This window comes from Lentzea sp. NPDC092896, assembly GCF_044754905.1.
Classification (GTDB): Bacteria; Actinomycetota; Actinomycetes; order Mycobacteriales; family Pseudonocardiaceae; genus Lentzea.
In genome coordinates, this window is the sequence record NZ_JBIVPX010000002.1 from 206,455 (window position 1) to 231,806 (window position 25,352).

18 protein-coding genes are annotated in these 25,352 nt (G+C 69.9%); 11 read left to right on the forward strand and 7 right to left on the reverse strand.

Going from position 1 to position 25,352, the window contains the following annotated elements:
* Positions 1-8: 8 nt before the first annotated feature.
* On the reverse strand, positions 9-2,816 hold the full coding sequence (locus ACIQF0_RS12450; RefSeq protein ID WP_401028283.1) for a glycoside hydrolase family 3 C-terminal domain-containing protein: 2,808 nt from the start codon (positions 2,814-2,816) through the stop codon (positions 9-11).
* Positions 2,817-2,976: 160 nt separating this feature from the next.
* Here ACIQF0_RS12450 and ACIQF0_RS12455 point away from each other — a divergent pair, with 160 nt between their 5' ends.
* From ACIQF0_RS12455 to ACIQF0_RS12490, 8 genes are read left to right on the forward strand one after another with little or no spacing between them, the layout of a single operon-like run.
* Positions 2,977-4,659 carry a hypothetical protein gene (locus tag ACIQF0_RS12455; protein WP_360035510.1) on the forward strand — a complete coding sequence of 561 codons (1,683 nt, stop codon included), beginning with the start codon at positions 2,977-2,979 and terminating at the stop codon, positions 4,657-4,659.
* Positions 4,656-5,612, forward strand: coding sequence for an ABC transporter permease (locus ACIQF0_RS12460; RefSeq protein WP_401028288.1), 957 nt, complete (start codon positions 4,656-4,658; stop codon positions 5,610-5,612). Before ACIQF0_RS12455 ends, ACIQF0_RS12460 begins: the two co-directional genes overlap by 4 nt.
* Before the next feature lie 5 nt (positions 5,613-5,617).
* On the forward strand, positions 5,618-6,586 hold the full coding sequence (locus ACIQF0_RS12465; protein WP_401028291.1) for a carbohydrate ABC transporter permease: 969 nt from the start codon (positions 5,618-5,620) through the stop codon (positions 6,584-6,586).
* A gap of 6 nt (positions 6,587-6,592) precedes the next feature.
* Positions 6,593-7,621, forward strand: a complete 1,029-nt coding sequence (locus tag ACIQF0_RS12470) for a LacI family DNA-binding transcriptional regulator (RefSeq protein WP_401028294.1) — start codon at positions 6,593-6,595, stop codon at positions 7,619-7,621.
* Between the two features lie 29 nt (positions 7,622-7,650).
* Complete coding sequence (locus ACIQF0_RS12475; RefSeq protein ID WP_401028297.1) at positions 7,651-9,687, forward strand: TIM-barrel domain-containing protein; 2,037 nt, start codon at positions 7,651-7,653, stop codon at positions 9,685-9,687.
* Entirely contained in the window at positions 9,684-11,651 is a 1,968-nt protein-coding gene (locus ACIQF0_RS12480; protein WP_401028301.1) for a beta-galactosidase, read from the forward strand. Before ACIQF0_RS12475 ends, ACIQF0_RS12480 begins: the two co-directional genes overlap by 4 nt.
* Positions 11,648-13,102 carry a glycoside hydrolase family 43 protein gene (locus tag ACIQF0_RS12485; protein ID WP_401028304.1) on the forward strand — a complete coding sequence of 485 codons (1,455 nt, stop codon included), beginning with the start codon at positions 11,648-11,650 and terminating at the stop codon, positions 13,100-13,102. The genes ACIQF0_RS12480 and ACIQF0_RS12485 overlap by 4 nt, the downstream gene beginning before the upstream one ends.
* Positions 13,103-13,114: 12 nt before the next feature.
* Complete coding sequence (locus ACIQF0_RS12490) at positions 13,115-14,209, forward strand: SGNH/GDSL hydrolase family protein (protein ID WP_401028307.1); 1,095 nt, start codon at positions 13,115-13,117, stop codon at positions 14,207-14,209.
* Positions 14,210-14,213: 4 nt separating this feature from the next.
* Here the strand turns inward: ACIQF0_RS12490 and ACIQF0_RS12495 are convergent, their stop codons facing one another.
* The 6 genes from ACIQF0_RS12495 to ACIQF0_RS12520 all read right to left on the reverse strand — a co-directional run bounded on the left by ACIQF0_RS12495 (position 14,214) and on the right by ACIQF0_RS12520 (position 20,035).
* The gene (locus ACIQF0_RS12495) at positions 14,214-14,639 is read right to left on the reverse strand and encodes a nitroreductase family deazaflavin-dependent oxidoreductase (protein WP_401029921.1); all 426 of its coding nucleotides are present in this window, start codon (positions 14,637-14,639) and stop codon (positions 14,214-14,216) included.
* Positions 14,640-14,668: 29 nt separating this feature from the next.
* On the reverse strand, positions 14,669-15,499 hold the full coding sequence (locus tag ACIQF0_RS12500) for an expansin EXLX1 family cellulose-binding protein (RefSeq protein ID WP_401028310.1): 831 nt from the start codon (positions 15,497-15,499) through the stop codon (positions 14,669-14,671).
* The gene (gene yjfF / locus ACIQF0_RS12505) at positions 15,496-16,458 is read right to left on the reverse strand and encodes a galactofuranose ABC transporter, permease protein YjfF (protein ID WP_401028313.1); all 963 of its coding nucleotides are present in this window, start codon (positions 16,456-16,458) and stop codon (positions 15,496-15,498) included. The genes ACIQF0_RS12500 and yjfF overlap by 4 nt, the downstream gene beginning before the upstream one ends.
* The gene (locus tag ACIQF0_RS12510; RefSeq protein ID WP_401028316.1) at positions 16,455-17,435 is read right to left on the reverse strand and encodes an ABC transporter permease; all 981 of its coding nucleotides are present in this window, start codon (positions 17,433-17,435) and stop codon (positions 16,455-16,457) included. The genes yjfF and ACIQF0_RS12510 overlap by 4 nt, the downstream gene beginning before the upstream one ends.
* Positions 17,432-18,964 carry a sugar ABC transporter ATP-binding protein gene (locus ACIQF0_RS12515; protein ID WP_401028319.1) on the reverse strand — a complete coding sequence of 511 codons (1,533 nt, stop codon included), beginning with the start codon at positions 18,962-18,964 and terminating at the stop codon, positions 17,432-17,434. The genes ACIQF0_RS12510 and ACIQF0_RS12515 overlap by 4 nt, the downstream gene beginning before the upstream one ends.
* Positions 18,965-19,066: 102 nt before the next feature.
* On the reverse strand, positions 19,067-20,035 hold the full coding sequence (locus ACIQF0_RS12520) for an ABC transporter substrate-binding protein (protein ID WP_401028322.1): 969 nt from the start codon (positions 20,033-20,035) through the stop codon (positions 19,067-19,069).
* A 163-nt stretch (positions 20,036-20,198) separates the two neighbouring features.
* Between ACIQF0_RS12520 and ACIQF0_RS12525 the strand changes: the two genes are divergently transcribed.
* The 3 genes from ACIQF0_RS12525 (at position 20,199) to ACIQF0_RS12535 (ending at position 25,198) form a co-directional block, all read left to right on the forward strand.
* Positions 20,199-22,670, forward strand: coding sequence for an alpha-L-arabinofuranosidase C-terminal domain-containing protein (locus tag ACIQF0_RS12525; protein WP_401028325.1), 2,472 nt, complete (start codon positions 20,199-20,201; stop codon positions 22,668-22,670).
* Positions 22,667-24,103 (forward strand): family 43 glycosylhydrolase, encoded by a 1,437-nt coding sequence (locus tag ACIQF0_RS12530; protein WP_401028328.1) that lies wholly within the window; start codon positions 22,667-22,669, stop codon positions 24,101-24,103. The genes ACIQF0_RS12525 and ACIQF0_RS12530 overlap by 4 nt, the downstream gene beginning before the upstream one ends.
* A gap of 108 nt (positions 24,104-24,211) precedes the next feature.
* A complete protein-coding gene (locus ACIQF0_RS12535; RefSeq protein ID WP_401029924.1) occupies positions 24,212-25,198 on the forward strand; it encodes a LacI family DNA-binding transcriptional regulator in 987 nt (328 codons plus the stop codon).
* The last annotated feature ends 154 nt before the right edge of the window (positions 25,199-25,352 follow it).

Genomic DNA, 25,352 nt, shown 5'->3' on the forward strand with positions numbered 1-25,352 from the left:
TGCGGTGCTCAGTCTGCTGCGGAGAAGCGGAACGACGTGAGCCGGAACGAGCCTCGCAGAACCACCCGCAGGTCGTGCACCCCGGTCAGAGCCGAAGGCAGCTCCGCCGCGATGGTCGTCCACTCGTAACGGCCGCCGGTGTCCGGCACCGGGAGCTCCGCCAGCACGCCCTCGTTCGTGCTGAACTCCAGGCGGGCCAAGGGGTTCTCCGCGCAGACCTCCGCCTCGACGCGGACCGCGCCCGACAGGTCGATCCGCCCGAACCGCAGCGTGGCCGGCCGGTCGGCATCGGTCGGCGTGACCGCGTCACCGGTCACGCGGGTGGCGTCGACGAGGGTCACGTTGTCGTAGTCGTCGAAGTCGGCGGCCAGTTGCCGGCCGGTGCGGGGTGCGGGAACCGGTCCCACCAGCGTGAGCGGGGCGGTGAGCACGACGTCCCCGGCGGAGCGGGCGACGAGAACCTCGTAGGTGCCGGGATCCACCGCGAACGCACCGGTCGTGACGTCCCAGTGGGCGAGCCGGTCCATGGGCAGCCGGAAGGACAGAACCCTGCTCTCACCGGGAGCCAGCGCGACTTTGCGGAAGTCGGCGAGCCGCAGCAACGGGGCGTCGTACCGCGCGTGCAGCGCGCGGACGTAGAGCTGAACGACGTCGCTGCCAGTTCTGGTTCCGGTGTTCGCCAGCGTCAGCGAGAGGTCGATCGCGCTGTCCTGGGTGGCGGTGTCCGACGACAGGATCAGGTCGCGGTGGGCGAAAGCGGTGTAGGACAGGCCGTGGCCGAACGGGTACAGCGGCGCGGCGCGGTGGTACTGGTAGGTCCAGCCCGCCTTGATGATGTCGTAGTCGAGCGGGTGTGGCAGCGCGTCGTCGCCGCGGTACCAGGTCTGCGGCAGGCGTCCGCCGGGATCGGCCTCGCCGAACAGGACGGCGGCCAGCGCCCGGCCCGTCTCCTGCCCGCCGTGCGACGTCCACACCACCGCGGGCAAGTGTTCGTCCGCCCAGTCCAGGGCGTAGGGATAGCTGCTCATCACGACCAGCGCCGTGTCCGGCCGGACTCCCGCGACCGCGCGCAGCAGTGCGTCCTGGGCGGCCGGGAGCGCGATCCCCCTGCGGTCCTCGGTCTCCCGTCCGTGGATCAGCGGGTGGTTGCCGAGGACCACCACCGCGACGTCCGCCGACAGCGCGGCGGCCAGTGCCTCCGCGGTGCCGTCGCGCAGGACCTCGCGCTCCCAGCGCTCGGCGGCGTCGGCGGTCTCCCCGGTGACGCTCACCCTGCCGTCGACGGGATCGACGACGGCGTACCGGCCCGTGAGCACGTTCTGCAGCAACACCGAATCCTCGACGGGCACGAGGCGGAACGTCTCGCGGACGTCCCAGCTCTTGATCAGCTCCTGGTCGGCGGCGAGCGAGGTGTCCTGGAGGCTCAGGTAGCGGCCGGACTCCGCCGACCGCAGCGTCAGCACGCCGTCGCCCCAGTCGACGACGTCGAACGGCGTCTTGCCCAGCAGTTCGCCGCTGGTGCGCGAGCGCAGCGCGATCCGGTCCGAGCCGTCCGCGACGACCACCTCGCTTTCGCCCAGCACGGATCGGAGTCCACTCGCGACGGTCACCTGGTACGGAAGCGTGCCGCTGTACCAGTCCTCGCACACCACGTCGGCGAGCGGGCCGATCACGGCGATCCGCGACGTGCTGCCCGGGTCGAGAGGGAGCAGTCCTTCGTTGCGCAGCAGCACCACCGATTCGGTCGCGGACCGCAGCGCGAGGGCGCGGTGCCCGGCGCAGCCGATGACCTCAGGGCCGATGGTGGCGTACGGGTCGAGATCGGGGTCGAACTCGCCGAGGCGGAAGCGGATCTCCAGCTGCCGGCGAACGGCGCGGTCCACGTCGTCCTCGTCGATCAGGCCGCGCTCGAGCGCCTCGCGGAGCCTGCCGATCGGGACGGCGCTGTCCTGCCCGTGATCGGTGAAGCTGTCGATGCCCGCCCTGAGCGCGGCGGCGTGGGACTCGGCGTGGTCGTCGAAGTAGTGCTCCGGGTCCACCAGGTTGGACGGCGCCTCCGCGTCGCTGACCACGAACAGCTCCTGGTCGGTCCAGTGGCGCAGTTCGTCGTTGATGAGCGGCGTGACGTGGCACGGGCGGCCGTTGACCAGGTTGTAGCCGGCCATGGCGCCGGTGGCGGCGCCCGAGGCGATCACGGGGCGGAAGGCCGCGAGGTCGTACTCCTGCAGCACGCGCGGGCGCAGGCCGGAGGAGCTGACGCAGCGGTCGTCCTCGTTGTTGTAGGCCAGGAAGTGCTTGAGCACCGGGGCCGCGCGCAGGAACCGGTGGTGCTCGCCCGCGAGGCCGCGGCAGAACGCCGTGCCGATCCGCGCGGTGTGCACCGGGTCCTCGGAGTAGCCCTCCTCGTTGCGGCCCCAGCGGGGGTCGCGCAGCAGGTTCAGCACCGGAGCCCACGCCTGCAGGCTGTTCCTGCCCGTGCCGACGGCGGCCCGGCGGTGGTAGTGGAACGCCCTCAGTTCGACCGAGGTGGCCTCGGCGACGCGGCGCACCAGCTCCTCGTCCCAGGTCGCGCCCAGCCCGACCGCCTGGGGGAACACGGTGGCGGGGCCCAGCCACGCGACGCCGTGCAGCGCCTCGGACCCGGTGCGGAACGCGTCCACGCCGAGGCGGGGGACGGCCGGTGAGTACTGGTGCAGCATCGCGATCCGCTCGTCGAGCGTGAGCCGCGCGAGAAGATCGTCGATGCGCTTGCGCGTCGACAGCGCGGAGTCGCGAAAAGGCAGCCCATCGAGGGCGGGCACGGACTCGGAAACCACGTGGTGACCCCTCAGCTCAGTGCTGGCGTTGAAGCGTTTCGACGTTGTCACGCAGAGGTTTCTGCTGTCAACGGTCTTGTCTGATGCGACCTGCGTCACTAACCTCCCCGGCATCTGTTTAAGCGCTTCGACACTTCAACGATGAAGGATCGGTTCCGCCATGGGCAACGAGTTGAACCGCAGAAGCTTCCTGAACGCCGCCGTCTCGGCGGCAGGGCTCGTCGCGCTGGGACCACTGCTGTCCGCCTGCGGAAGTGGTCCGGCGCAGCGGGCAGGAGTGGGCTCGGAGGCCGCGCTCAAGGCCGTGTTACCGGCCTACGTGCCGAACACGTCGATCAAACCGGACATCCCGTCGGTCATGGGCGGCCCCGACGCGATGACGAACCCCGGCTTCCTCAGCTACCCGGCCGACCGGGTCGCCACGGTGTCCGGCGTCCCGGGCAAGGGCGGGAAGTACTCGGCGGTCACGCCGCTCTGGGGGACCATTCCGCCCGCCGACAACGCGTTCTACGCGGCCATGAACAAGGCTCTGGGCGTCCAGCTGGAGATGAAGCCCGCGGACGGCAACAACTACAACACCATCATCCCGACGATGACCGCCTCGAAGCGGCTGCCGGACTGGATCCAGCTGCCGACCTGGTGGAACTCCCAGATGAACGTCGGCGGGCTGGTGGGGAACCAGCTCGCCGACCTGACGCCCCACCTGTCCGGCGACAACATCAAGAAGTACCCCAACCTCGCGGCCATCCCGACCGCCGCGTGGCGCACCGGCGCATGGGGCGAGAAGCTCTACGGGATCCCGTCCTTCGCCTCCGGCTTCCAGATCGCGGGCACCCTCTACTACCGCCGCGACCTCTTCGACGCCAGGGGCATCACCGCCGACCAGGTCAAGTCCGCCGACGACCTGATGAGGCTCGGCAAGGAGCTGACCGACGCCAAGAGCGGTGTGTGGGCGTTCGACGACGTCTACCGCTACCTCTACACCTCCTTCGGCGCACCGCTGAAGTGGCGGGTGGACAACGGAAAGCTGGTCCACCTGTTCGAGACCGAGGAGTTCTACGCGGCGCTCGACTGGAACAACCGGCTCGCCGCCGCCGGGTACGTGCACCCCGACGCGCTGGCGGGCGACAACGCCAACGGCAACACGCGGTTCTACGGCGGGAAGACGCTGATCTCCAGTGGTGGCACGGGAGCGTGGAACCTCGCCGACCTCCAGTCCGGCAGGGCCGCCGACCCGAACTACCGGCGCGGGGCGTTCAACGTCATCGCCGCCGACGGCAAGAGCACGCCGCGGGTCGACATGGGCGCGGGCGCCAGCATCATGAGCTACCTCAACATCAACCTGAAGCCGGAGCAGATCGAGGAGTGCCTGGCCGTCGCGAACTACCTCGCCGCGCCGTTCGGCTCCGCCGAGTTCACGATGGTCAACTTCGGTGTCGAGGGCACCCACTTCACCATGGTCGGCGGCGTGCCGACGGCGACCGAGGCCGGCAAGAAGGAGGTCCAGGCGCAGACCTACCCGTTCCTGGCCTCGCCCGCCGCCGAGGTCAGCAGTCCCGGCGCCGACTTCGTCACGAGGGACTACACCTCCTGGCAGGCCGCCAACGTGAAGGCGCTGGCCAAGCCGGTCTTCTGGAACATGAACATCAGCATGCCCCAGGCGCAGGCCACGGCGGACGCCGCACAGCAGGTCGAGGACGCGATCAAGGACTGCATCCACGGCAAGAAGACGGTGGCCGCGGTGAAGGACGCCGTGGCGAGCTGGAAGACCAGTGGTGGCGGGGACAAGCTCATCCAGTGGACGAACGACAACGTCCTGCAGAAGCACGGCACCGGGCAGTGACCACGGCGGCCCCGCCGCGGCCGGACCGCGCGACGCGACCGGCGCGGCTGAACTGGCGGGTGAGACTGCGCCGCGACCGTTCGCTGATCCTGATGACGCTGCCCGCCGTCGTCCTGCTGCTGGCCTTCAACTACGTCCCGCTGTTCGGGCTCGTCACCGCGTTCCAGGAGTACGACCCGCTGGCCGGGATCTGGTACAGCACGTGGGCGGGGCTCGACCAGTTCCAGCGGCTGTTCGGCGACGCGCTCTTCTGGAACGCGGTGCAGAACACGCTGTACCTGAGCTTCGTCCAGCTGGTCCTGTTCTTCCCGGTGCCGATCGCGCTGGCCCTGCTGCTCAACTCCGTGCTGTCGCAACGGGTGCGCAACTTCATCCAGTCGGTCGTCTACCTGCCGCACTTCTTCTCGTGGGTGCTGGCCATCACGATCTTCCAACAGATGCTCGGCGGCGCGGGCGCGCTCAACCACTTCCTGCGCAACAACGACATCGGCACGTGGGACGTCATGACGAACCCGGACACCTTCGCGCTGCTGGTCTCCGCCCAGGTGATCTGGAAGGAGGCGGGCTGGGGGATCATCGTCTTCCTGGCCGCGCTCGCCGCCGTCAACACCGACCTCTACGAGGCCGCGGCGGCGGACGGTGCCGGGCGGTGGCGGCGGCTGTGGCACATCACCCTGCCCGGCCTGCGCGGCGTCATCGTGCTGATGCTGGTGCTGCGCCTGGGAAACGCGCTGACCGTCGGCTTCGAGCAGTTCCTGATCCAGCGCAACGCCGTGGGCTACGACACGGCCGACGTGCTGGACACCTTCTCCTTCTACTACGGCATCGCGACCGGCGACTACAGCTACGGCGCGGCGGCGGGCCTGTTCAAGAGCGTGATCTCGCTGTTGCTCATCTGGGGTGCGAACAAGCTGGCGCACGCCTTCGGCGAAGACGGGTTGTACCGGAGGTGACCGACGTGCTCACGATCGAACGCACCCTCGAGGCTGCGGAAACTGCTGCGCCGCAAGTGGTTCGCAAGAAGAAGCGGCACACCCGGCCGGCGTGGGAGGAACCGCCGACGATCGCCGGCGAGGCGGCCAAGGGCATCACCCTCGGCGGCGTGCTGCTGGTGATGCTGGTGCCTCTGTGGATCATCGTGGTGACCAGTCTGTCCACCCAGGGCGCGGTCAACCGCGCCGGTGGACTTGTGATCTGGCCCGACGGACTGACCTTCGAGGCCTACCGGGTGATGCTGGAGGACACCACGGTGCGCACCGCGCTGCTGGTGAGTCTCGGCATCACCGCGGCCGGCACCGCCGTGTCGATGGCGGTCTCGGTCCTGTGCGCCTACGGCCTGTCCCGGTCGCGGTCGTTCGCGCACCGCTTCCTGCTGACCCTGTTGATCGTCACCATGTTCGTCAACGGCGGCCTGATCCCGACCTTCCTGGTCGTCACCGGGCTGGGCGGCTACGGCCAGTGGTGGTCGCTGATCCTGCCGAGCGCGATCTCCGTCTTCAACATCCTGATCCTGCGGTCGTTCTACTCCAGCACCTCGGCCGACCTGATCGAGGCCGCGCGGATCGACGGCGCGGGGGACTGGCGGATCCTGTGGTCCATCGTGCTGCCGACCTCGCGCGCGGTGACCGCGGTGATGGCGCTCTTCTACGGCGTCGGCTACTGGAACTCCTTCTTCAACGTCATGTTGTACATGCCGACGGACAGCGAGAAGTGGCCGCTGCAGTACGTGCTGTACACGTACGTCAACCGGGGCAACGGCATGCCGGGCTCGGTCAACTCCGGCTTCGGCACGGCGTTCTCCCAGACCGCGCCGCTGTCGCTGCAGATGGCCGTGGTGGTGCTGACGCTCGTGCCGTTGCTCCTCGTTTATCCGTTCGTGCAGAAGCACTTCCGCACGGGCGTCCTGACCGGCGCGATCAAGGGCTGAGCATCCATGGTGACCATTGCCGACGTGGCCAGGCACGCGGGCGTGTCGTCCAGCACGGTGAGCTACGTGCTCAGCGGCAAGCGCGCGATCTCCGAGGAGACCCGGCGCCGGGTGCGCAGTTCCGTGCGGGAGCTCGGATACCACCCCAACGCCGGTGCGCGGGCCCTGGCCGCGCGGCGGTCGCACATCATCGCGTTGATGGTGCCGTTGCGCACCGACGTCTACGTCCCGGTCATGATGGAGATCGCGATCGCGGTGACCACGTCGGCCCGTCAGCACGGGTACGACGTGCTGCTGATCACCAACGACGAGGGGCCGGACGGGGTCCGCAGGATCGCCGCCAGCGGCCTGGCGGACGGCTTGATCCTGATGGACGTCGAGCTGGACGACGAACGCATCCCGGTGCTGCGCGCGCAGGGCACCCAGGCCACGCTCATCGGCCTGGCCGACGACGTGCGCGGACTGTCCTGTGTGGACCACGACTTCGTGGCGGCCGGGGCGTTGTGCGCGGACCACCTCGCCGATCTCGGTCACCGCGAGATCGCGTTCATCGGCTACGGGTCCGGGGTCTACCACCGGCACGCCGGGTACGCCGAACGCACCCTCGCCGGGTTCCGCGACCGGGCGGGGCAGCGAGGTCTGCGCTTCCTGCACCGGACCTGCGAGGGCACCTACGAGAGCACCGCGGGCACCCTCGCCCGCGTGCTGGCCGACCGTCCCGGCACCACCGGGTTCGTGGTGCAGAACGAGGGCGCGATCGGCCCGTTGCTCACCCTGCTGCGCACCAGCGGGCGGACCGTGCCCGAGGACGTCTCGGTGATCGCGTTGTGCCAGGACCAGCTCGCCGAGCAGTTCGCGCCGAGGCTCACGGCGGTGACCGGGTCCGCGCAGGAGCTCGGCCGGGTCGCCGTGGAGCAGATCGTCGGCAGGCTCGCCGTGGCGAGCGACGGCGGCCGTCCGGACGACGACCAGGCACTGCTCACCCCGACCTTGACCGTGCGCGAGAGCACGGGACCCGCGCCACTCCTTCCCTGACCCACTCCGCACTCGTGAGGAGCTTCCGCATGCCCCAGTACTTCCGAGACCTCGGCACCGCGCTGGAATGGCGGGCGAGGGGCGAGACGCTCCGAGTCGAGGCGTGGGGCTCCGACGCGGTCCGCGTGCGCGCCACTCCCGCTGGTCCGCTGCTCGACGACCTCCCCGGCGCGTTGCTCGGCACGCCACCGGACGGCGGCCCGGTGGAGATCAAGATCTCCGAGCACCACGCCACCCTCGTGCACGGCGCGCTCACCGTCCGGATCGACGCCGGCACCGAAGGCGCCCTGACCCCGGAACTGGGGGCGGCCGCCGGCAGGCTGACGTTCACCAGGACCGAGGACGGCACCGAGCTCCTCGCGGAGGAACCGGCCCACTTCTGGTGGCCGGGACCGCGTCTCGCCACCGCGACGGGCAACGGCCATCACCGGCTGGAGCAGCGTTTCCGCGCCTACCGAGGAGAACGGCTCTACGGCCTCGGCCAGCACACCCACGGCCTGCTCGACCAGAAGGGCGCGGTCATCGACCTCGTCCAGCGCAACGCCGAGGTCACCATCCCGTTGCTGGTCTCCGACCGCGGCTACGGCCTGCTGTGGAACTCGCCCGCGATCGGGCGGGTGGAGCTCGCGGAGACCGGCACCCGCTGGGTGTCCGACAGCGCCCGCCAGATCGACTACTGGATCACCGCGGGCAGGCCTGCCGACGTGCTGCGCCGCTACGCGGACGTGACGGGGCACTCGCCGGAACTTCCCGAGTGGGCTTCCGGTTTCTGGCAGTGCAAGCTGCGCTACCGCACCCAGGAGGAACTGCTCGAGGTCGCCCGCGAGTACCGGCGGCGCGGGCTGCCGTTGTCCGTGATCGTCTGCGACTTCTTCCACTGGACCCACCTCGGCGAGTGGCAGTTCGACCTCTCCGAGTGGCCCGATCCGGCGGCGATGGTCCGCGAGCTGGACGAGATGGGCGTCAAGCTGATGGTCTCGGTCTGGCCCTCGGTCAGCCCGGCCAGCGAGACCTACCACCCCATGCTGAACCAGGGCCTGTTCGTCGGTACGGAGTTCGGGCCGATGGCGCACGCCGACTGGCCGGACAAGGGGCTCGGCGCCTACTCCGCCCAGGTCGCCTTCTACGACGCCACCAACCCCGAGGCGCGCGAGTACGTCTGGGACCGGATCCGGCGCGGCTACCACGACCTCGGCATCTCCGTGTTCTGGCTGGACGCGGGCGAACCCGAGCTGAAGCCCGGGCACCAGTACAACCTGCGCTACCACGCGGGCCCCGGTCTGGAGGTCGGCAACCTCTATCCGCGCGAGAACGCCCGGACCGTCCACGAAGGACTCACCGCGGCGGGGGAGACCGAGATCATCTCGCTCAACCGCTCCTCGTGGGCGGGCGCGCAGCGCTACGGCGCCGCGCTGTGGTCAGGGGACATTGGCACGGACTTCGCCACGCTGCGCACGCAGATCAAGGCAGGGCTGAACGTGATGATGTCCGGAATCCCGTGGTGGACCACGGACATCGGCGGCTTCCACGGCGGCGACCCCGACGATCCCGCCTACCGCGAGGTCCTCGTGCGCTGGTTCCAGTACGGCACCTTCTGCCCGCTGTTCCGCCTGCACGGTTTCCGCGGCGACGAGCAGGTGCTGGAGCCCGCGATGACCGGGCTGGCCAACGAGGTCTGGTCGTACGGCGAGGAGGCGTACGAGATCCTCGCCGCGCATCTGAGGCTGCGGGAACGCCTGCGCCCCTACGTGATGGAGCAGATGCGCACGGCCTCCGAGACCGGTGTGCCGCCGATGCGGCCGGTGTTCCTGGAGTTCCCGGACGACCCGGCGGCCTGGCGCGTCGAGGACGCGTTCCTGCTCGGCCCCGACCTGCTCGTGGCTCCGATCACCGAGGCGGGCGCCCGTGAACGCGACGTCCACCTGCCCGCCGGCGCGCGGTGGACCGACGCGTGGACCGGCGAGGAGCACGACGGCGGGCGGACGGTCACCGTCGCCGCACCGCTGGACCGCATCCCGCTGTTCCTGCGCGACGGCGCCCGGTTGCCCGTGCGGGAGGAGACGTGATCGCGAAACGGTTGGGGGGACTGGCTTTCGGCGGTGACTACAACCCCGAGCAGTGGGACGAGCGGGTGTGGAAGGAGGACGACGAGCTGATGCGCGAGGCCAGGGTCAACCTGGCCACGGTCGGAGTCTTCTCCTGGGCCCTGCTCGAACCGGAGGAGGGTCGCTACGACTTCGAGTGGCTCGACGCGCATCTGAACCGCCTGCACGCCAACGGGGTCGCGGTCGACCTGGCCACGCCGACCGCCTCGCCGCCGCCGTGGTTCACGCTGGCCCACCCGGACGCCATGCCGGTCACTCGCGACGGCACCAGGCTGGTTCACGGCAGCCGCGACACCTACTGCGTCAGTGCCCCGGCCTACCGCACCGCGGCCCGGCGCATCGCCTCAGCGCTCGCGCAACGCTACGGCGACCATCCCGCGGTCGCGTTGTGGCACGTGCACAACGAGTACGTGACGTTGTGCTGGTGCGAGCACACCGCCGCCGCGTTCCGGGTCTGGCTGCGTGCCCGGCACGGTTCGCTGGACGCGCTCAACGAGGCGTGGGGGACGGCGTTCTGGAGCCAGCGGTACGGCAGCTGGGAGCAGGTCCTGCCGCCGCGCGCCACCCAGTGGCACCGCAACCCCGGTCTGACCCTGGACTTCAGCCGGTTCTTCTCCGACGAGGTGGTCGCCGCCTACGCCGAGCAGAGGGACGCGATCCGCGCGCACAGCGACCGGCCGGTGACGACGAACATGATGCAGCCCGGCTACCAGAACGTCGACCTGTGGGCGCTGAGCCGTGAGGTGGACCTGGTCGCGATCGACCACTACCCGGACCGGCCGGGTCTCGACGCGGCGGCGGACGTCGCGTTCGCCGCGGACCGGGCCCGCTCGTTCGGCGGCGGCAGGCCGTGGCTGCTGATGGAACAGGGCACCAGCACGGTCTACGACCAGGGCCGCACGCTGGCCAAGGAACCCGGCGAGATCCTGCGCCACTCGCTCGGCCACATCGCGCGCGGCTCAGACGGGGCGCTGTTCTTCCAGTGGCGCCAGTCGAAGGCGGGCGCCGAGCAGTGGCACTCGGCGATGGTCCCGCACGCCGGTCCGGACAGCCGCGTCTTCGCCGAGGTGAAGGCGACGGGCGAGGCAGTGTCCCGGCTCGGGGAGCTCGCGGGCTCGACCGTGACCGCCGACGTGGCCGTGCTGCACGACTCCGACGCCTGGTGGGCGATGAGCTCGGACGGCCTGCCTTCGTCCGAACTGGACTACCACTCCGCGCTGCGGAAGGCGCACCGGGCGTTGTGGGACAACGGGGTCGTCACCGACTTCGCGCACCCCGAAGCGGCCCTGGGCCGGTACCGGCTGGTCGTCGCCCCGGCGCTGTACCTGCTCTCCGACGCGGGCGCGGAGAACCTGCGCCGCTACGTCGTCAACGGCGGAACGTTGCTGGTCCAGTACTTCAGCGGGGTCGTCGACAGCCGTGGGCACGCCCGGCTCGGCGGCTGTCCGGCAGCTCCGCTGCGCGAGGCGCTGGGCATCCGGGTCGAGGAGTACCGGCCGTTGCGGTACGAGGAACGGATCGTCCTCTCGGACTCCTCGCACGGCACGGTCTGGAGCGAGTCGGTACGCGCGCAGGGCGCGGAGACGATCGCCGCGTACACGCACGGCGCGCTCGCAGGCTCTCCCGCGCTGACCCGGAACCGTTGCGGCGCGGGCGATGCCTGGTACCTGTCGACGCGGCTCGACGACGCGGACCACACAGCACTGGTGTCCCGGCTGCTGGACTCGGCCGGCGTCGTACCCGCCCTGCCCGGCCTGGAAGTCGTGGTGCGCCAAGGCGAGAACGGCCGCCGCTGGCAGTTCGTGCTCAACCACGGCGCCGAACCCGTGTCCCTGCCCGAAGCCGCCCACGACGTGCTGACGGGGGGACCGGTGCGGGAGGTGCCACCCGGCGGATGCGCTGTCCTGGCGGGAGGTCCGCGGTGATCCCCGTGATCCCTGGAATGCACCCCGACCCGAGCGTGTGCCGGGTGGGCGAGGACTACTACCTGGTGTGCTCCAGCTTCGAGTACTTCCCGGGCGTCCCGGTCTTCCACAGCAGGGACCTGAAGAGCTGGACCCAGATCGGCAACGCCCTGGAGCGCCAGAGCCAACTGCGGCTGACCGCCGAAACGCCGTCGTCGGCGGGGATCTACGCACCGACTCTGCGCCACCACGACGGCCGTTTCTGGCTGGTCGTCACGAGTGTGAGCGACGGCGGCGGCAACAGGGTGTTCACCGCCACCGATCCGGCCGGGCCGTGGTCCGACCCGGTCCCGTTGCCCGGCGTCGGCGGCATCGACCCGGACCTGGCCTGGGACGACGACGGCAACTGCTGGTGCACGGTCGCCGGGGTGCGGCAGTACCGCGTCGACCCGGCCACCGGCGAGACGTTCGGCGAACCGCGCCCGCTGTGGTCCGGCACCCCCGGCGCCAAGGCACCGGAAGCGCCGCACCTGTACCGGATCGGCGACCACTGGTACCTGCTGATCGCCGAGGGCGGCACCGAACGCGGCCACGCCGTCTCGATCGCCCGCGCCCCGTCGCCGGACGGCCCGTTCGAACCGTGCCCCGCCAACCCGATCCTGAGCCACCGCGGCACCGACGAGCGCGTCCAGAACACCGGTCACGCGGATCTGGTGCGGGCGCCGGACGGTGCGTGGTGGATGGTGCTGCTCGGCGTGCGGCCCGGCGGCGGCACCCCCGGCTGGCACGTGCTCGGCCGGGAGACCTTCCTGGCACCGGTGACCTGGACCGACGGCTGGCCGGTTGTCGGGGAGCTGGTGTCCGGCGCACCCGGTTCCCCCGCGCCGGAACGGGACGACTTCGACCTCGCCGAGCTGCGGCCGTGCTGGGTCTCCCTGCGCGACCGCCCGGAACGGCACTGCACCACGAAGGAACGCCCTGGCTGGCTCACGCTGCACGCCCGCGGGTCCGGAATGGACGATCCCGCCGTCGTGTTCGCCGGGCGGCGCCAGCAACACCCGTCCTGCCTCGCCCGCACGCTGCTGGACCCGTCGGAAGGGCGTGGCGGCCTGGCGGTCCGGCTGGACGAGGAACACCACTACGAGATCGAGGCCGCGCACGGGGAGGTGCGGGTCCTCGCGCGCATCGGACCGGTGGGCACCGTGGTCGCCTCCCGGCCGTTGCCGGACGGACCGCTGGTTCTTCTCGTGCGCGTGGAGGAGGCCCGGAACCCGCGGGACGCGCGCTCCGGGCCCGACACCCTGTCGTTCGGCGTGGAGGAACCCGGCGGGACCTTCACCGCACTCGCCACGCTCGACGGCAAGTACCTCTCGACCGAGGTCGCCGGTGGGTTCACCGGCCGCGTCATCGGCCTGTACGCCGCGGCGGGCACCGTTCACTTCGACTGGTTCGAGTACCAGCGGCTCAACTGAGAGCGAGGGTTCATGTTCGGATCACGCAGGAAAGCACAGGCAGTCCTCGGTGCGGTGGTGGCCCTGGTGGCCGCCGTCGTGCCGGTCACCGCGTCCGCGGCGGGCCCGCTGGCCACGGCGCACACCGCGGGCCGGGTCACCGCGTCCGGCCAGTACACCTGGCCGGGGGTCTACTTCGAGGGCCGGTTCCGCGGCACCGGCGTCGGGATCGTCCTCAACGACGCGGTGAACGACTACGACGTGCAGATCGACGGCGCGACGGCTGCGACGCTGGTGACGCCGGGACGCACGACGTACTGGGTCCGCAACCTGAGCAACGCCCAGCACCGCGTGCGCCTGGTCAAGCGGACCGAGAGCCCCTGGGCGGCGGGGGAGTTCGGCGGCTTCGTCGCCGCGAACGGCGGGACCGTTCTCGCCAGGCCGGCGGCACGGACCCGGCAGATCGAGTTCATCGGCGACTCCCTGACCGCGGGCTACGGCAACCTCTCGACCACCCGCGACTGCTCCGCGAACGGCGGCGTCACCCGCAACACCAACACCGACATCAGCTTCGGGGCGCTCGCCGCGAAGGCGCTGAACGCCGACTACCAGGTCAACGCGTTCTCCGGCCTGGGCATGGTGCGCAACTACAACGGTCACACGCCCGGAACCAGCTACCGCACCTACTACGACCGGGCGCTGCTGCACGTCGACGGCGACGTGTGGCGCAATCCCGGCACGTGGCGCCCGCAGCTGGTCGTGGCCGGCCTGGGCACCAACGACTTCTCCACCACGCTCAACCCCGGCGAGCAGTGGCCGACCCAGGACAGCCTGGTCACCGCGTACAAGTCCGCGTACCAGGGCTTCCTCGACAAGCTGCGCACCCGGTACGGCCCGGCCACGACGATCGTCGTGAGCGTCCCCGAGGCCTCCGGCGCGTTCGCCGACGCCGTCCGCCAGGTCGTGCAGGACCGCAACGCCCAGGGCGACAGCCGGGTCCGCCACTGGAACTACAGCGACCCGGCGCTGGACCGCCTCGGGTGCGACTGGCACTTCTCGGCGCGCGACCACCGGCTGATCGCGGGGAAGCTCGGCGACTACCTCGCCACGCTTCCCCTCCGGTGGTGACGGGCTACTTCGGGTCGAGCACGAACAGCGGGATCAGCCGGTCGGTCTTCTCCTGGTACTCGGCGTAGTTCGGGAAGGCCGCGACGGCACGCTCCCACCACTCGGCCCGTTCGGCGCCGTCGACCTCGCGGGCGACGTAGTCCTTCGCCTCGGTGCCGTCCTGCAGGACGATCTCCGGGTGCGCTTTGATGTTGAAATACCAGGTCGGGTGCTCGGGTGCGCCGCCCTTGGACGCGACGACCGCGTAGCTGCCGTCGTGCTCCACGCGCATGACCGGGGTGTAGCGCAGGGCGCCGCTCTTCGCACCGCGCACGGTCAGCAGCACGATCGGCCTGCCGACGACCTTGATGCCCTCGGTCGTGCCGGTCTCGAGGATCTTCTTCGTCTGCTCCTGGACCCACTCGGTCGGGCTGAGCTTCACATCTGCCATGTCCACGATCAACAACGTCCGCGCCGGTCTCATTCCCCGGCGCGGGCGAACTGCAGGGTCGTGGCCTGGACCGCGTCCGGCCTGACCGGCAGGGCGTTCACCACCAGACGTTCGCCGTGGACGTCGGTGACCGCGATGGCCCCGCCGCACCCGACGCCGTCTTCGGCCAGGAAGTAGTTGTACTCGGCGCGTTTCAGCTGCCGCCACTGCCCGCCCGCCTGGACCTCCAGTCGTGCCACGGGGTTGCGGTGATCGAGGACCTGGATCCCGCACCAGTACTGGCTGGACCCGGACTTGTAGCGGATCGCGATGGTCTTCGGCGTCTCCGGGCTGACGAGGGTCCAGGTGATCGGGATCTCGCCCTTCACAGGTGGTGCCAGCATGGCGAAGGCCTGGGCGCTGAGGTCCAGCTGTCCCGGACGGCACGGCGCCGGGCAGAGGTTCGTGATCCGCACCGTGATGCTCTTCCCACCGGCCTGGACCAGGACGAACGCACCGCACGCGGCGGAGTTCTCGTAGTCCGCCACGTTCATCGCCGCGGTCAGCGGATCGGGGCCGGGATCGTACGAGCACGCGCCGCCGCCGTCGGAGTCGTAGAACGTCGCCACGCCCTTGCGCTGCTCGCCCGGCTTGATCTTCCCGGCCAGGGGAGCGCCCTGGGGCGTCCTGACCGGGCTCGGGACGGTCGTGGTGGTCGCGGGTGGAGTGGTGGTCGTGAGCTGGGTGGTGGTCGTGGGTGCGGCGCCCGCGCCCGCCACAGCGGTGCCCGCGATGCCCTGCGGCTCACGCAGCACCACCACGCCGACGACCGCCACCAGCAACGCGACCAGGGCGAACAGCAACAGCCGGGGGCGAGTCACCGCCGGACTATAGTCCGCTGCACGGCGATGAACACCAGCAGCAGAACGCCGATCACGATCTTGGTCCACCACGAGCTGAGCGTGCCCTGGAACGAGATCAGCGTCTGGATCGTGCCGAGCACCAGCACCCCGGCCAGCCCGCCGAGGACGTACCCGACCCCGCCCGCCAGCAGCGTTCCGCCGATGACGACGGCCGCGATGGCGTCGAGCTCCATGCCGACGGCGTGCAGGCCGTAGCCGGACAGCATGTAGAGGCTGAACAGCAGGCCTGCCAGCGACGAGCACAGGCCGCTGATGACGTAGACGCCCACCTTGACGCGGGTGGTCGGCAGGCCCATCAGCAACGCGGACGACTCGCTGCCGCCGACCGCGTAGACCGTGCGGCCGAAGCGGGTGCGGTGCAGGACGTACATCGCGGCGGCGACGACGAGCAGCGCGATCACGACGTTGTAGGTGATGGTCACGCCGCCGGGCAGCTCGATCGCGGCGGTGGCGACGTCGCGGAACGTCCTGTCCTTGATGGACACCGACTCCACGCTGATCACGAAGCACAGGCCGCGAGCCAGGAACATGCCGGCGAGCGTGACGATGAACGGCTGGATGTCGAACTTGTGGATCACCAGGCCCATCAGCAGACCCAGCGTCGAGCCGGTGAGCAGGACGGCGACGATGACGAGCGGGACCGGCCACCCGGCCTGCAGCCCCGACGCCGTGACCATTGTGGACAGTGCGACGACCGAGCCGACCGACAGGTCGATGCCACCGCTGAGGATCACGAACGTCATGCCGGCCGCGAGCACGATCAGGAAGGCGTTGTCGATGAACAGGTTCGCGATCACCTGGCCGGACGCGAACCCGTCGTAGCGGGCCGAGCCGACGCCGAACGCGAGGACGAACAGCGCGACGGTCGCGAGCACCGGCAGGAACCGCGACGGCACCCGCGGGGCGAGAGTGGTCATGAGACGGCCACCTTCCGGAAGCTCAGTGCGGCGCGGGCCTTCGGCGCCTGGACCAGGCACACGGCGATGACGACGATCGCCTTGAAGACCAGCGTCACCTCCGGTTTGACGCCGATCGTGTAGACGGTGGTGGTGAGGGTCTGGATGATCAGCGCGCCGAGCAGCGTGCCGGTGAGCGAGTAGCGCCCGCCGGCGAGCGAGGTGCCACCGATGACGACGGCGAGGATCGCGTCCATCTCGATCCACAGCCCGGCGTTGTTGGCGTCGGCCGCGCTCACGTTGGAACTGATCATCAGCCCGGCGATGCCCGCGCACACCGCGGCGAACACGTAGACGGTCCAGATGATCGTGCGGGACCGCACCCCGGCCAGCCGTGACGCCTCCGGGTTCACACCGACGGCCTCGATCAGCATGCCGAGCGCGGTCCGCCGGGTCACGAACGCCACCAGTCCCAGCACCAGCAGGGCGATCAGGATCGAGACCGGCAGCACCACGAACCCGGCGCCGACCTGGCGGTAGGCGGTGTTGTTGACCGTGACGATCTGCCCCTCGGTCACCAGCATGGCGACGCCACGTCCGGCGGTCATCAGCACGAGGGTCGCGATGATCGGCTGGATGCCCAGCCCGGCCACCAGGAACCCGTTCCACAGACCCAGAACCGCGCACAGCACCAGTGCGATCGCCATGCCCGCGAACGCAGTGGTGGCACTGTCCGACGTTCCGATGTGGACACACGTGACGGCGCCCGCGATCGCCGCCACGGCGCCGACCGAGAGGTCGATGCCGCGGGTGGCGATCACCAGCGTCATGCCGAGTGCGATCAGCAGGGTCGGGGCGCCGTTCTTCAGCACGTCGACCAGGCCGCCGTAGAGGTGGCCGTCCTGCATGCGCAACGCGAAGAAGGAGGGCGTCACGATCAGGTTGAGCAGCAACAGCGCGACCAGCGCCAGCAGCGGCCACAACAGCTTGTTCTTCACGAGACCACCTTCTCCGGCGCGGCCCCGCCCGCGATCAGTTCGACGACCTCGTCGACGCCGGTCACCGAGCCGTCCAGCTCGGCGATCTTGCGGCGGTCGCGCAGCACGACGATGCGGTCCGCGATGCGCACGACCTCCTCCAGTTCCGCGGAGATGAACAGGATCGCGGTGCCCTCCGCGGCCAGCGTGGTGACGAGTTGCTGGATCTGCGCCTTCGCGCCGATGTCGATGCCCCTGGTCGGCTCGTCCAGGATCAGCAGCCGCGGTTCGGTGACGAGCCAGCGCGCCAGCAGGACCTTCTGCTGGTTGCCGCCGGACAGGGTGCGCACCAGCGCGTCCGGGTTCGCGGGCCGGATGTTCAGTGCCTTCAGGTACTTCTCGACGAGCTGGTCCTTCGTCCTGCGTGGCAGCGGACGGGTCCAGCCGCGGGCCGCCTGCATCGCGAGCACCAGGTTGTCGCGGATCGAGAGATCCGCGACGAGGCCCTCGCCCTTGCGGTCCTCCGAGCTGAACGCGATGCCCGCCGCGATCGCCGAGCGGGGGCCGCGCAGGCGCAGCGGCTTGCCGTCCACGAGCAGCCTGCCGGAGTCAGCGCGATCGGCACCGAAGAGCAGCCGGGCCAGTTCGGTGCGGCCCGACCCGAGCAGTCCGGCGAGGCCGACCACCTCGCCCGTGCGGATCTCCAGGTCGAACGGTTCGATCGCGCCGCGCCTGCCCAGACCCGTCGCCTCCACCAGCACCGGGCCCTGGGCTTGGCGCTCCTCCGCGGCGTGCTCGATCGCCTCCAGCGTGCCGAGGTCGCGGCCGATCATCTGCGCGATGAGCGTGCGCCGGTCCACGTCCGCGGTGAGGTGCTCGCCGACGAGGGTTCCGTTGCGCAGCACCGTCATCCGGTCGGAGATCTCGTAGACCTGGTCGAGGAAGTGCGACACGAACAGGATCGCGACGCCCTCGTCGCGCAGCACGCGCATGATCCGGAACAGCTCCGCGACCTCCCCGGCGTCCAAACTGGACGTCGGTTCGTCGAGCACGAGCACGCGGCAGTCGATCGCGATCGCACGGGCGATCGCGACCAGCTGCTGCACCGCGATCGGGTGTTCGCCGAGACTCGACGCCGGATCGATGTGGACGCCGATGCGCGCCAGCACCTCCGCGGCACGCCGGCGCATCGCCGGGAAGTCGATGCCACCGAACCTGCGAGGTTCGCGGCCCAGCAGGATGTTCTCCGCGACCGTGAGGTTCGCGCAGAGGTTGACCTCCTGGTACACCGTGCTGATCCCGGCGTGCTGGGCCTCGCCGGGGGAGGAGAACGCCACGTCGTCGCCGGCCAGCACGACCTGCCCCGCGTCGGGGCGGTGCACACCGGTCAAGGTCTTGATCAGGGTGGACTTGCCGGCGCCGTTCTCGCCCATGAGGGCGTGCACCTCACCCGGGAACAGCCGGAAGTCGACGTCCTGCAACGCCTTCACGCCGGGAAACGCGAGGCTGATGCCCCGCATCTCGACGACAGGTGGCGGAGACTCGGTCATGGGCCCTGGCTCTCGTCGTTCTGGCCGAGGGGCCCGTCACCCGATGCGCGGGAGTGACGGGCCCTACGGGTCTGGGGTGTCCTTTCCTGGTGGGGGAAGGACTCAGTACTGGCGCTGGGGGAGTGCGGCCTTGGCCTGCTCCTGGGTGAACGTGCCCTCCACGGTCACGACCCGCTCCGGCACCTGCTCGCCCTTGACGACCTTCTTCGCGAGGTCCATCAACTGCTTGCCCAGCAACGGGTTGCACTCGACGATGAAGTTGATCTCGCCGTTGGCCAGTGCCTGCATGCCGTCCTTCACCGCGTCCACGGTGATGATCTTGATGTCCTTGCCGGGCACCTTGCCCGCCGCCTTGATGGCCTCGATCGCGCCCAGGCCCATGTCGTCGTTGTGCGCGTACACCACGTCGATCTTCGGCTGGGACTTGAGGAACGCCTCCATGACCTGCTTGCCGCCGGAGCGGGTGAAGTCACCGGACTGCGACGCGACGACCTTGATGTCGGGCTTGGCCGCGATCTTCTCCTCGAAGCCCTTCTTGCGGTCGATCGCGGGCGCCGCGCCGGTGGTGCCCTGCAGCTCCACCACGTTCGTCGCGCCGGAGGCGTTGGCCACCATCCAGTCGCCCGCCTTGCGGCCCTCCTCGACGAAGTCGGAACCGAGGAACGTCTTGTACAGCGACGTGTCGTCGGAGTCGATCGAGCGGTCGGTGAGGATCACGGGGATGTTGGCGCGCTTGGCTTCCAGCAGCACGGTGTCCCAGCCGGTCTCGACGACCGGGCTGAACGCGATCACCGACACCTTCTGCTGGATGTAGGAGCGGATCGCCTTGATCTGGTTCTCCTGCTTCTGCTGCGCGTCGGAGAACTTCAGGTCGATCCCGGCGGCCTTGGCCTCGTCCTGGACCGACTTGGTGTTGGCGGTGCGCCAGCCGCTCTCGGCACCCACCTGGGCGAAGCCCATCGTGATGGTGTCACCGCTCGACGAACTGGTGCCCCCACCACCTCCCGAACCACACGCGGTGAGCGCGCTCAGCAGGACCACGCTGGCGACTGTCGTGATCTTCTTCAGCACTGGGGTTCCTCCGGGGTGACGACGGTGTCGCGGAGCTCGACCGCGTGTCCGCGGTTGTCAGGTGGACAAGAGTGAACGCTCACAACTGTCGCGTCAAGGGCTTGCTCGTAACGAGTTCGCAGCCCTATGTTAACGCTCACTTCCGAGCTTGGGGAGGAAACCCGTGCCCCGCAAGCACGTCCTGCTGAGCGCCGCCCTCGCGGCCAGTCTGCTCGTCGCCGTTCCCGGATCAGGGGCGGCCGCCGAGACCGACTACACGCTCAAGATCGACGCCACGAAGAAGGGCGCTTCGATCGACGATTCGATGTACGGCGTCTTCTTCGAGGACATCAACCGAGCCGCCGACGGCGGGCTGTACGCCGAGCTGGTGCAGAACCGCTCGTTCGAGTACGACCCCGCTGACAACGCGAGCTACCACGGCCTGACGTCATGGGCGCCGCACAGCGGCACAGTGGACGTCGCCGACGACACCGGCCGGATGAACGAGCGCAACCGCCGCTACCTGAAACTGGGCCTGCCCGCCGGCGTCATCAACTCCGGCTACAACAGCGGGATCGCGGTGCAGAGCGGCCAGCGCTACGACTTCTCCGTCTGGGCGCGCACCGACCAGGCGGGCACCCCGCTGACCGCCACCGTCACCGACCCGGCCGGAACGGCACTGGGCGACCCGGTGAAGATCGAGGTCCGCGGCGACGGCTGGACCCGCTACGCCGGTACCGTCCGCGCGCGGAAGACCTCGACGACCGGCAGGCTGCTGGTCACCGGCGGCGGCACCGGAACCCTGCGCCTCGACATGATCTCCCTGCTGCCGCAGGACACCTTCAAGGGCCACGGCCTGCGCCGCGACCTCGCCGAGAAGGTCGCCGCTTTGAAACCTGGCTTCGTCCGGTTCCCCGGCGGCTGCCTGGTCAACACCGGCAGCCACTACGGCTACGACGCGCCGAACTTCGAGCGCCGCCGCTCGTACCAGTGGAAGGACACCATCGGTCCGGTCGAGCAACGCGCCACCAACTCGAACTTCTGGGGCTACAACCAGTCCTACGGCCTCGGCTACTTCGAGTACTTCCAGTTCTCCGAGGACGTCGGCGCCATGCCGCTGCCCGTCGTGCCCGCGCTGGTCACCGGCTGCGGCCAGAACCGCGCCACGGACGACCCGGCGTTGCTGGCCAGGCACGTCCAGGACACGCTCGACCTGATCGAGTTCGCCAACGGTCCCGCGGACTCGGTCTGGGGACGCAAACGCGCCGAAATGGGCCACCCCAAGCCGTTCAGGCTGACCCACCTCGCGGTCGGCAACGAGGAGAACCTGCCCGACGAGTTCATGGCCCGCTTCACGAAGTTCCGCGACGCGATCAACGCGAAGTACCCGGACATCACCGTCGTCAGCAACTCCGGCCCCGACGACACCGGCGGCACGTTCGACCGCCTGTGGCAGCTGAACAAGCAGGCCGGCGTGAAGATGATCGACGAGCACTACTACAACAGCCCGAGCTGGTTCCTCGAGAACAACAACCGTTACGACTCCTACGACCGCAACGGTCCCAAGGTGTTCCTCGGCGAGTACGCCTCGCAGGACAACAGGCACTTCAACGCGTTGAGCGAAGCGGCGTTCATGACCGGCCTAGAACGCAACGCCGACGTCGTGAAGCTGGCCTCGTACGCGCCGTTGCTGGCGAACGAGGACTACGTCCAGTGGCGCCCGGACATGATCTGGTTCAACAACCACGCCTCGTGGGGCTCGGCCAGCTACGAGATGCAGAAGCTGTTCATGACGAACGTGGGCGATCACGTCGTGCCGAGCACCGCGTCCGCCACGCCGTCCACCCGGGCACCGATCACCGGTGCCATCGGGCTCTCGACGTGGGCGACCGCCGCGAGCTACGACGATGTGAGCGTTACCAGCGCGTCCGGACAGGCGTTGTTCAGCGACGACTTCTCCGGCACCGACGCGCAGTGGACGAAGTCGGGCCGTGGCGCGTGGAACGTCGTGAACGGCGCGTACGTCCAGTCCGACGCGGCCGCCGAGGACACGCTCGTCACCGCGGGCGACAAGACCTGGCGTGACTACACGCTGAACGTCAAGGCCACCAAGCAGTCCGGGCGCGAGGGCTTCCTCGTCGCGTTCGGCGTGCAGGACACCGGCAACTACTACTGGTGGAACCTCGGCGGCTGGAACAACACCCAGTCCGCGGTGGAGAAGGCCGTCGGCGGCGGCAAGAGCACGCTGATGAGCAACAACACGCGCATCGACGCCGGCCGCACGTACGACGTGCGCGTCGAGGTCCGCGGGCGGCACGTCGCGTTGTACCTCGACGGCCAGAAGTGGGGCGAGTTCACCGACGACAAGCTCGCCGAGCCGTTCCGGCAGGTCGTCACCCGCGACCTCGCCACCGGCGAGCTGATCGTCAAGGTCGTGAACGCCCAGGACAACGCCGCTCGCACGCGCGTCGACCTCGGCGTCCCGGTGGCGTCGACGGCGCGGGCGACCGTGCTGCAGGGCCGTCCCGACGACATGAACACCGAGTTCACCCAGCCGATCCGTCCCCGCGCCGAACAGGTCCGGGTGGCGAGCAGCTTCACGCACACGTTCCCGCCCAACTCCGTCACGTTCCTCCGGATCAGGAGCCGCTCGTGATCACCCGACGATCCCTGCTGGCCACGGGCGGTGTGCTCGCCGCGACCGGGGCACTCGCGTCCGCCGCGCCCGTTTCCGCTGCCGCCGAGCCCGCCGCGGAGGTGCCGACCCGCAACCCGCTCGTCGAACAGCGCGCCGACCCGTTCATCACGCCGCCGACCGACGGCATGTACTACCTGACCGGGTCCGTGCCCGAGTACGACCGGGTCGTGATCCGTGGCGCGTCCACTCTGGACGGTCTGGCTTCGGCTCGTGAGCGCACCATCTGGCGGCGTCCGGCGTCCGGCAAGATGGGTGGCTACATCTGGGCGCCGGAACTGCACCGCGTCGACGGGAAGTGGTACGTCTACTTCGCCGCCGGCGACAAGGACGAGCCGTTCCGCATCCGCACCTACGTGCTGGAGTCGCCGAACGCGGACCCGCGCGAAGGCGGCTGGGTGCTGCGCGGGCAGATGGTGACGGCGTGGGACACGTTCACATTGGACGCGACCACCTTCGCGCACCGCGGCAAGCGCTACTTCCTGTGGGCGCAGAGCGAGCCCGGCATCGCCACCAACTCGAACCTCTACATCGCCGAGATGGCCTCGCCGCTGGCGTTGAAGACCACCCCGGTGCGCATCGCGACGCCCACGCTGTCGTGGGAGGTGCTGGGCTTCAAGGTGAACGAGGGACCCGCGGTGCTGATCCGCAACGGCCGCGTGTTCGTCACGTACTCCGCGAGCGCCACCGACGCCCGGTACTGCATGGGCCTGCTGACCGCCGATGAGAACGCGAACCTGCTGGACGCGCGGTCGTGGACGAAGTCGCCGAACCCGGTGTTCGCGACCCATGCGCCGACGTCGCAGTACGGGCCGGGGCACAACTCGTTCACCACGGTGGGTTCCACCGACGTGCTCGTCTACCACGCCCGCGACTACCGCGACATCACCGGCGACCCGCTGTTCGACCCGAACCGGCACACCCGCGTGCAACGGTTGCACTGGAACGCGGACGGCACGCCTTCGTTCGGCGTTCCCGTCGGCCGCGGCGGCCCGATCTCGCGGCTGTCGCCTTTGGACGCGCCCGCGCTGGTGGTCCGGCACTACGAGTACCGGCTGCGGGTCGACGGCAACGTTCGGGAGGTCGCCGACAGCCAGTTCCGTTTCGTGCCGGGATTCCTGGGTGCCGGCACGGTCGCGGTGCAGTCGGTGAACTTCCCGGACCGGTACGTGCGGGTGGACGGGGACGCGATCCGCATCGACCCGTTCGAGGACACCGACGCGTACGGCCGGGCGGCGAGTTTTGTTCGCGTGCCGGGACTTGCGGACCGTGCCGCGGTTTCGCTCCGTGTCGGCGCGGACACGTATCTCGCCCACGACAACGGTCGCGTGGTGTTGTCCAGACCAGGAAGCGACCGCGACGCGCGCCGACGTGCCACATTCCGGCTCGAATAAGTGGACAATGAGCACTGCATCGAAGCCGACCTGGTGTTATCGCTAACATCACCGGCGCAGATCGAAGATCGGAGACCGCTCGTGGAGAAGACGTCGCGTGACCCCGCGATGACCGATGTGGCACGACTTGCCGGGGTGTCCCACCAGACGGTCTCGCGTGTGCTCAACAACCACCCGAACGTCCGCGAGCAGACCCGGCTACGGGTGAAGGCGGCCATCAAGGAGCTCGACTACCGCCCCAACCGGGCCGCTCGCGCACTCGTCACCGGCAAGACGCAGCTCATCGGCGTGGTCGCGCAGAACTCGACGCTGTACGGCCCGGCCTCGTTGCTGTCCGCCTTCGAGGAGGCGGCGGGCGAGGCCGGGTTCGCGGTCAGCGTCGGCAGGGTGAAGGTGCTCGACCGCGACTCCATCGCCGCCGCCGTCGAACGGCACCGCGACCAGCGCGTGGCCGGCATCGTCGTGATCGCGCCGAACTCGTCGGCCGCCGACGCACTGGCCGACGTGCCCGCCGGCGTGCCGCTGGTGACCGTGGACGGCGACCCCGACAGGTCGACGCCGCTGGTCACCGTCGACCAGGCGAAGGGCGCGTTCGACGCCACGAAACACCTGATCGACGCCGGCCACGAGACCGTCTGGCACGTGTCCGGCCCCGCCGACTGGTTCGACGCGGCGGGCCGCGTGCAGGGCTGGCGCGCGGCACTCGACGCCACCAGCGCCGAGGTGCCGCCGGTGGTGGCGGCCGACTGGAGCGCGGCCTCGGGCTACCGGGCTGGGCAGATGCTGGCCAGGATGCCCGAGGTGACGGCCGTGTTCTGCTCGAACGACCACCTGGCCCTCGGCGTGCTGCGGGCCATGAGCGAACGCGGCAGGAACGTCCCGCACGACGTGAGCGTCGTGGGCTTCGACGACGTGCCCGAGGCCGCCTACTTCATCCCGCCGCTCACCACCGTGCGCCCGGACTTCGCCGCCGTGGCGCACGAGACGCTCGGCCTGCTGCTGGAGCAGATCAGCGACGGCGAGACCACCCGGCCGCGCCGGACGGTCGCGCCGACCCTGGTGAAGCGGAACAGCGTGGCCCCGCCGTCCCGGTAGTTCCGCGCTGGTAGTCCTGCGTCGGAGGCTTCGGCGGCTCGCATCCCTGTCTCCAGGGATGAGCGGGGAACGTGCGTGCTTCGGGTGTGGTCCCGTGTGGCGTCGGGTCCGTGGCGGTCCGGCTGGTCGTCGGGGTGCGGGTGTGGTGTGGCGT

Excerpts from the sequence above, each read along its gene's own strand:
- ACIQF0_RS12455 (WP_360035510.1), top strand. The coding sequence starts at position 2,977 with ATGGGCAACGAGTTGAACCGCAGAAGCTTCCTGAACGCCGCCGTCTCG.
- ACIQF0_RS12470 (WP_401028294.1), top strand. The coding sequence starts at position 6,593 with ATGGTGACCATTGCCGACGTGGCCAGGCACGCGGGCGTGTCGTCCAGC.
- ACIQF0_RS12475 (WP_401028297.1), top strand. The coding sequence starts at position 7,651 with ATGCCCCAGTACTTCCGAGACCTCGGCACCGCGCTGGAATGGCGGGCG.
- ACIQF0_RS12490 (WP_401028307.1), top strand. The coding sequence starts at position 13,115 with ATGTTCGGATCACGCAGGAAAGCACAGGCAGTCCTCGGTGCGGTGGTG.
- ACIQF0_RS12495 (WP_401029921.1), bottom strand. The coding sequence starts at position 14,639 with ATGGCAGATGTGAAGCTCAGCCCGACCGAGTGGGTCCAGGAGCAGACG.
- yjfF (WP_401028313.1), bottom strand. The coding sequence starts at position 16,458 with ATGACCACTCTCGCCCCGCGGGTGCCGTCGCGGTTCCTGCCGGTGCTC.
- ACIQF0_RS12515 (WP_401028319.1), bottom strand. The coding sequence starts at position 18,964 with ATGACCGAGTCTCCGCCACCTGTCGTCGAGATGCGGGGCATCAGCCTC.
- ACIQF0_RS12535 (WP_401029924.1), top strand. The coding sequence starts at position 24,212 with ATGACCGATGTGGCACGACTTGCCGGGGTGTCCCACCAGACGGTCTCG.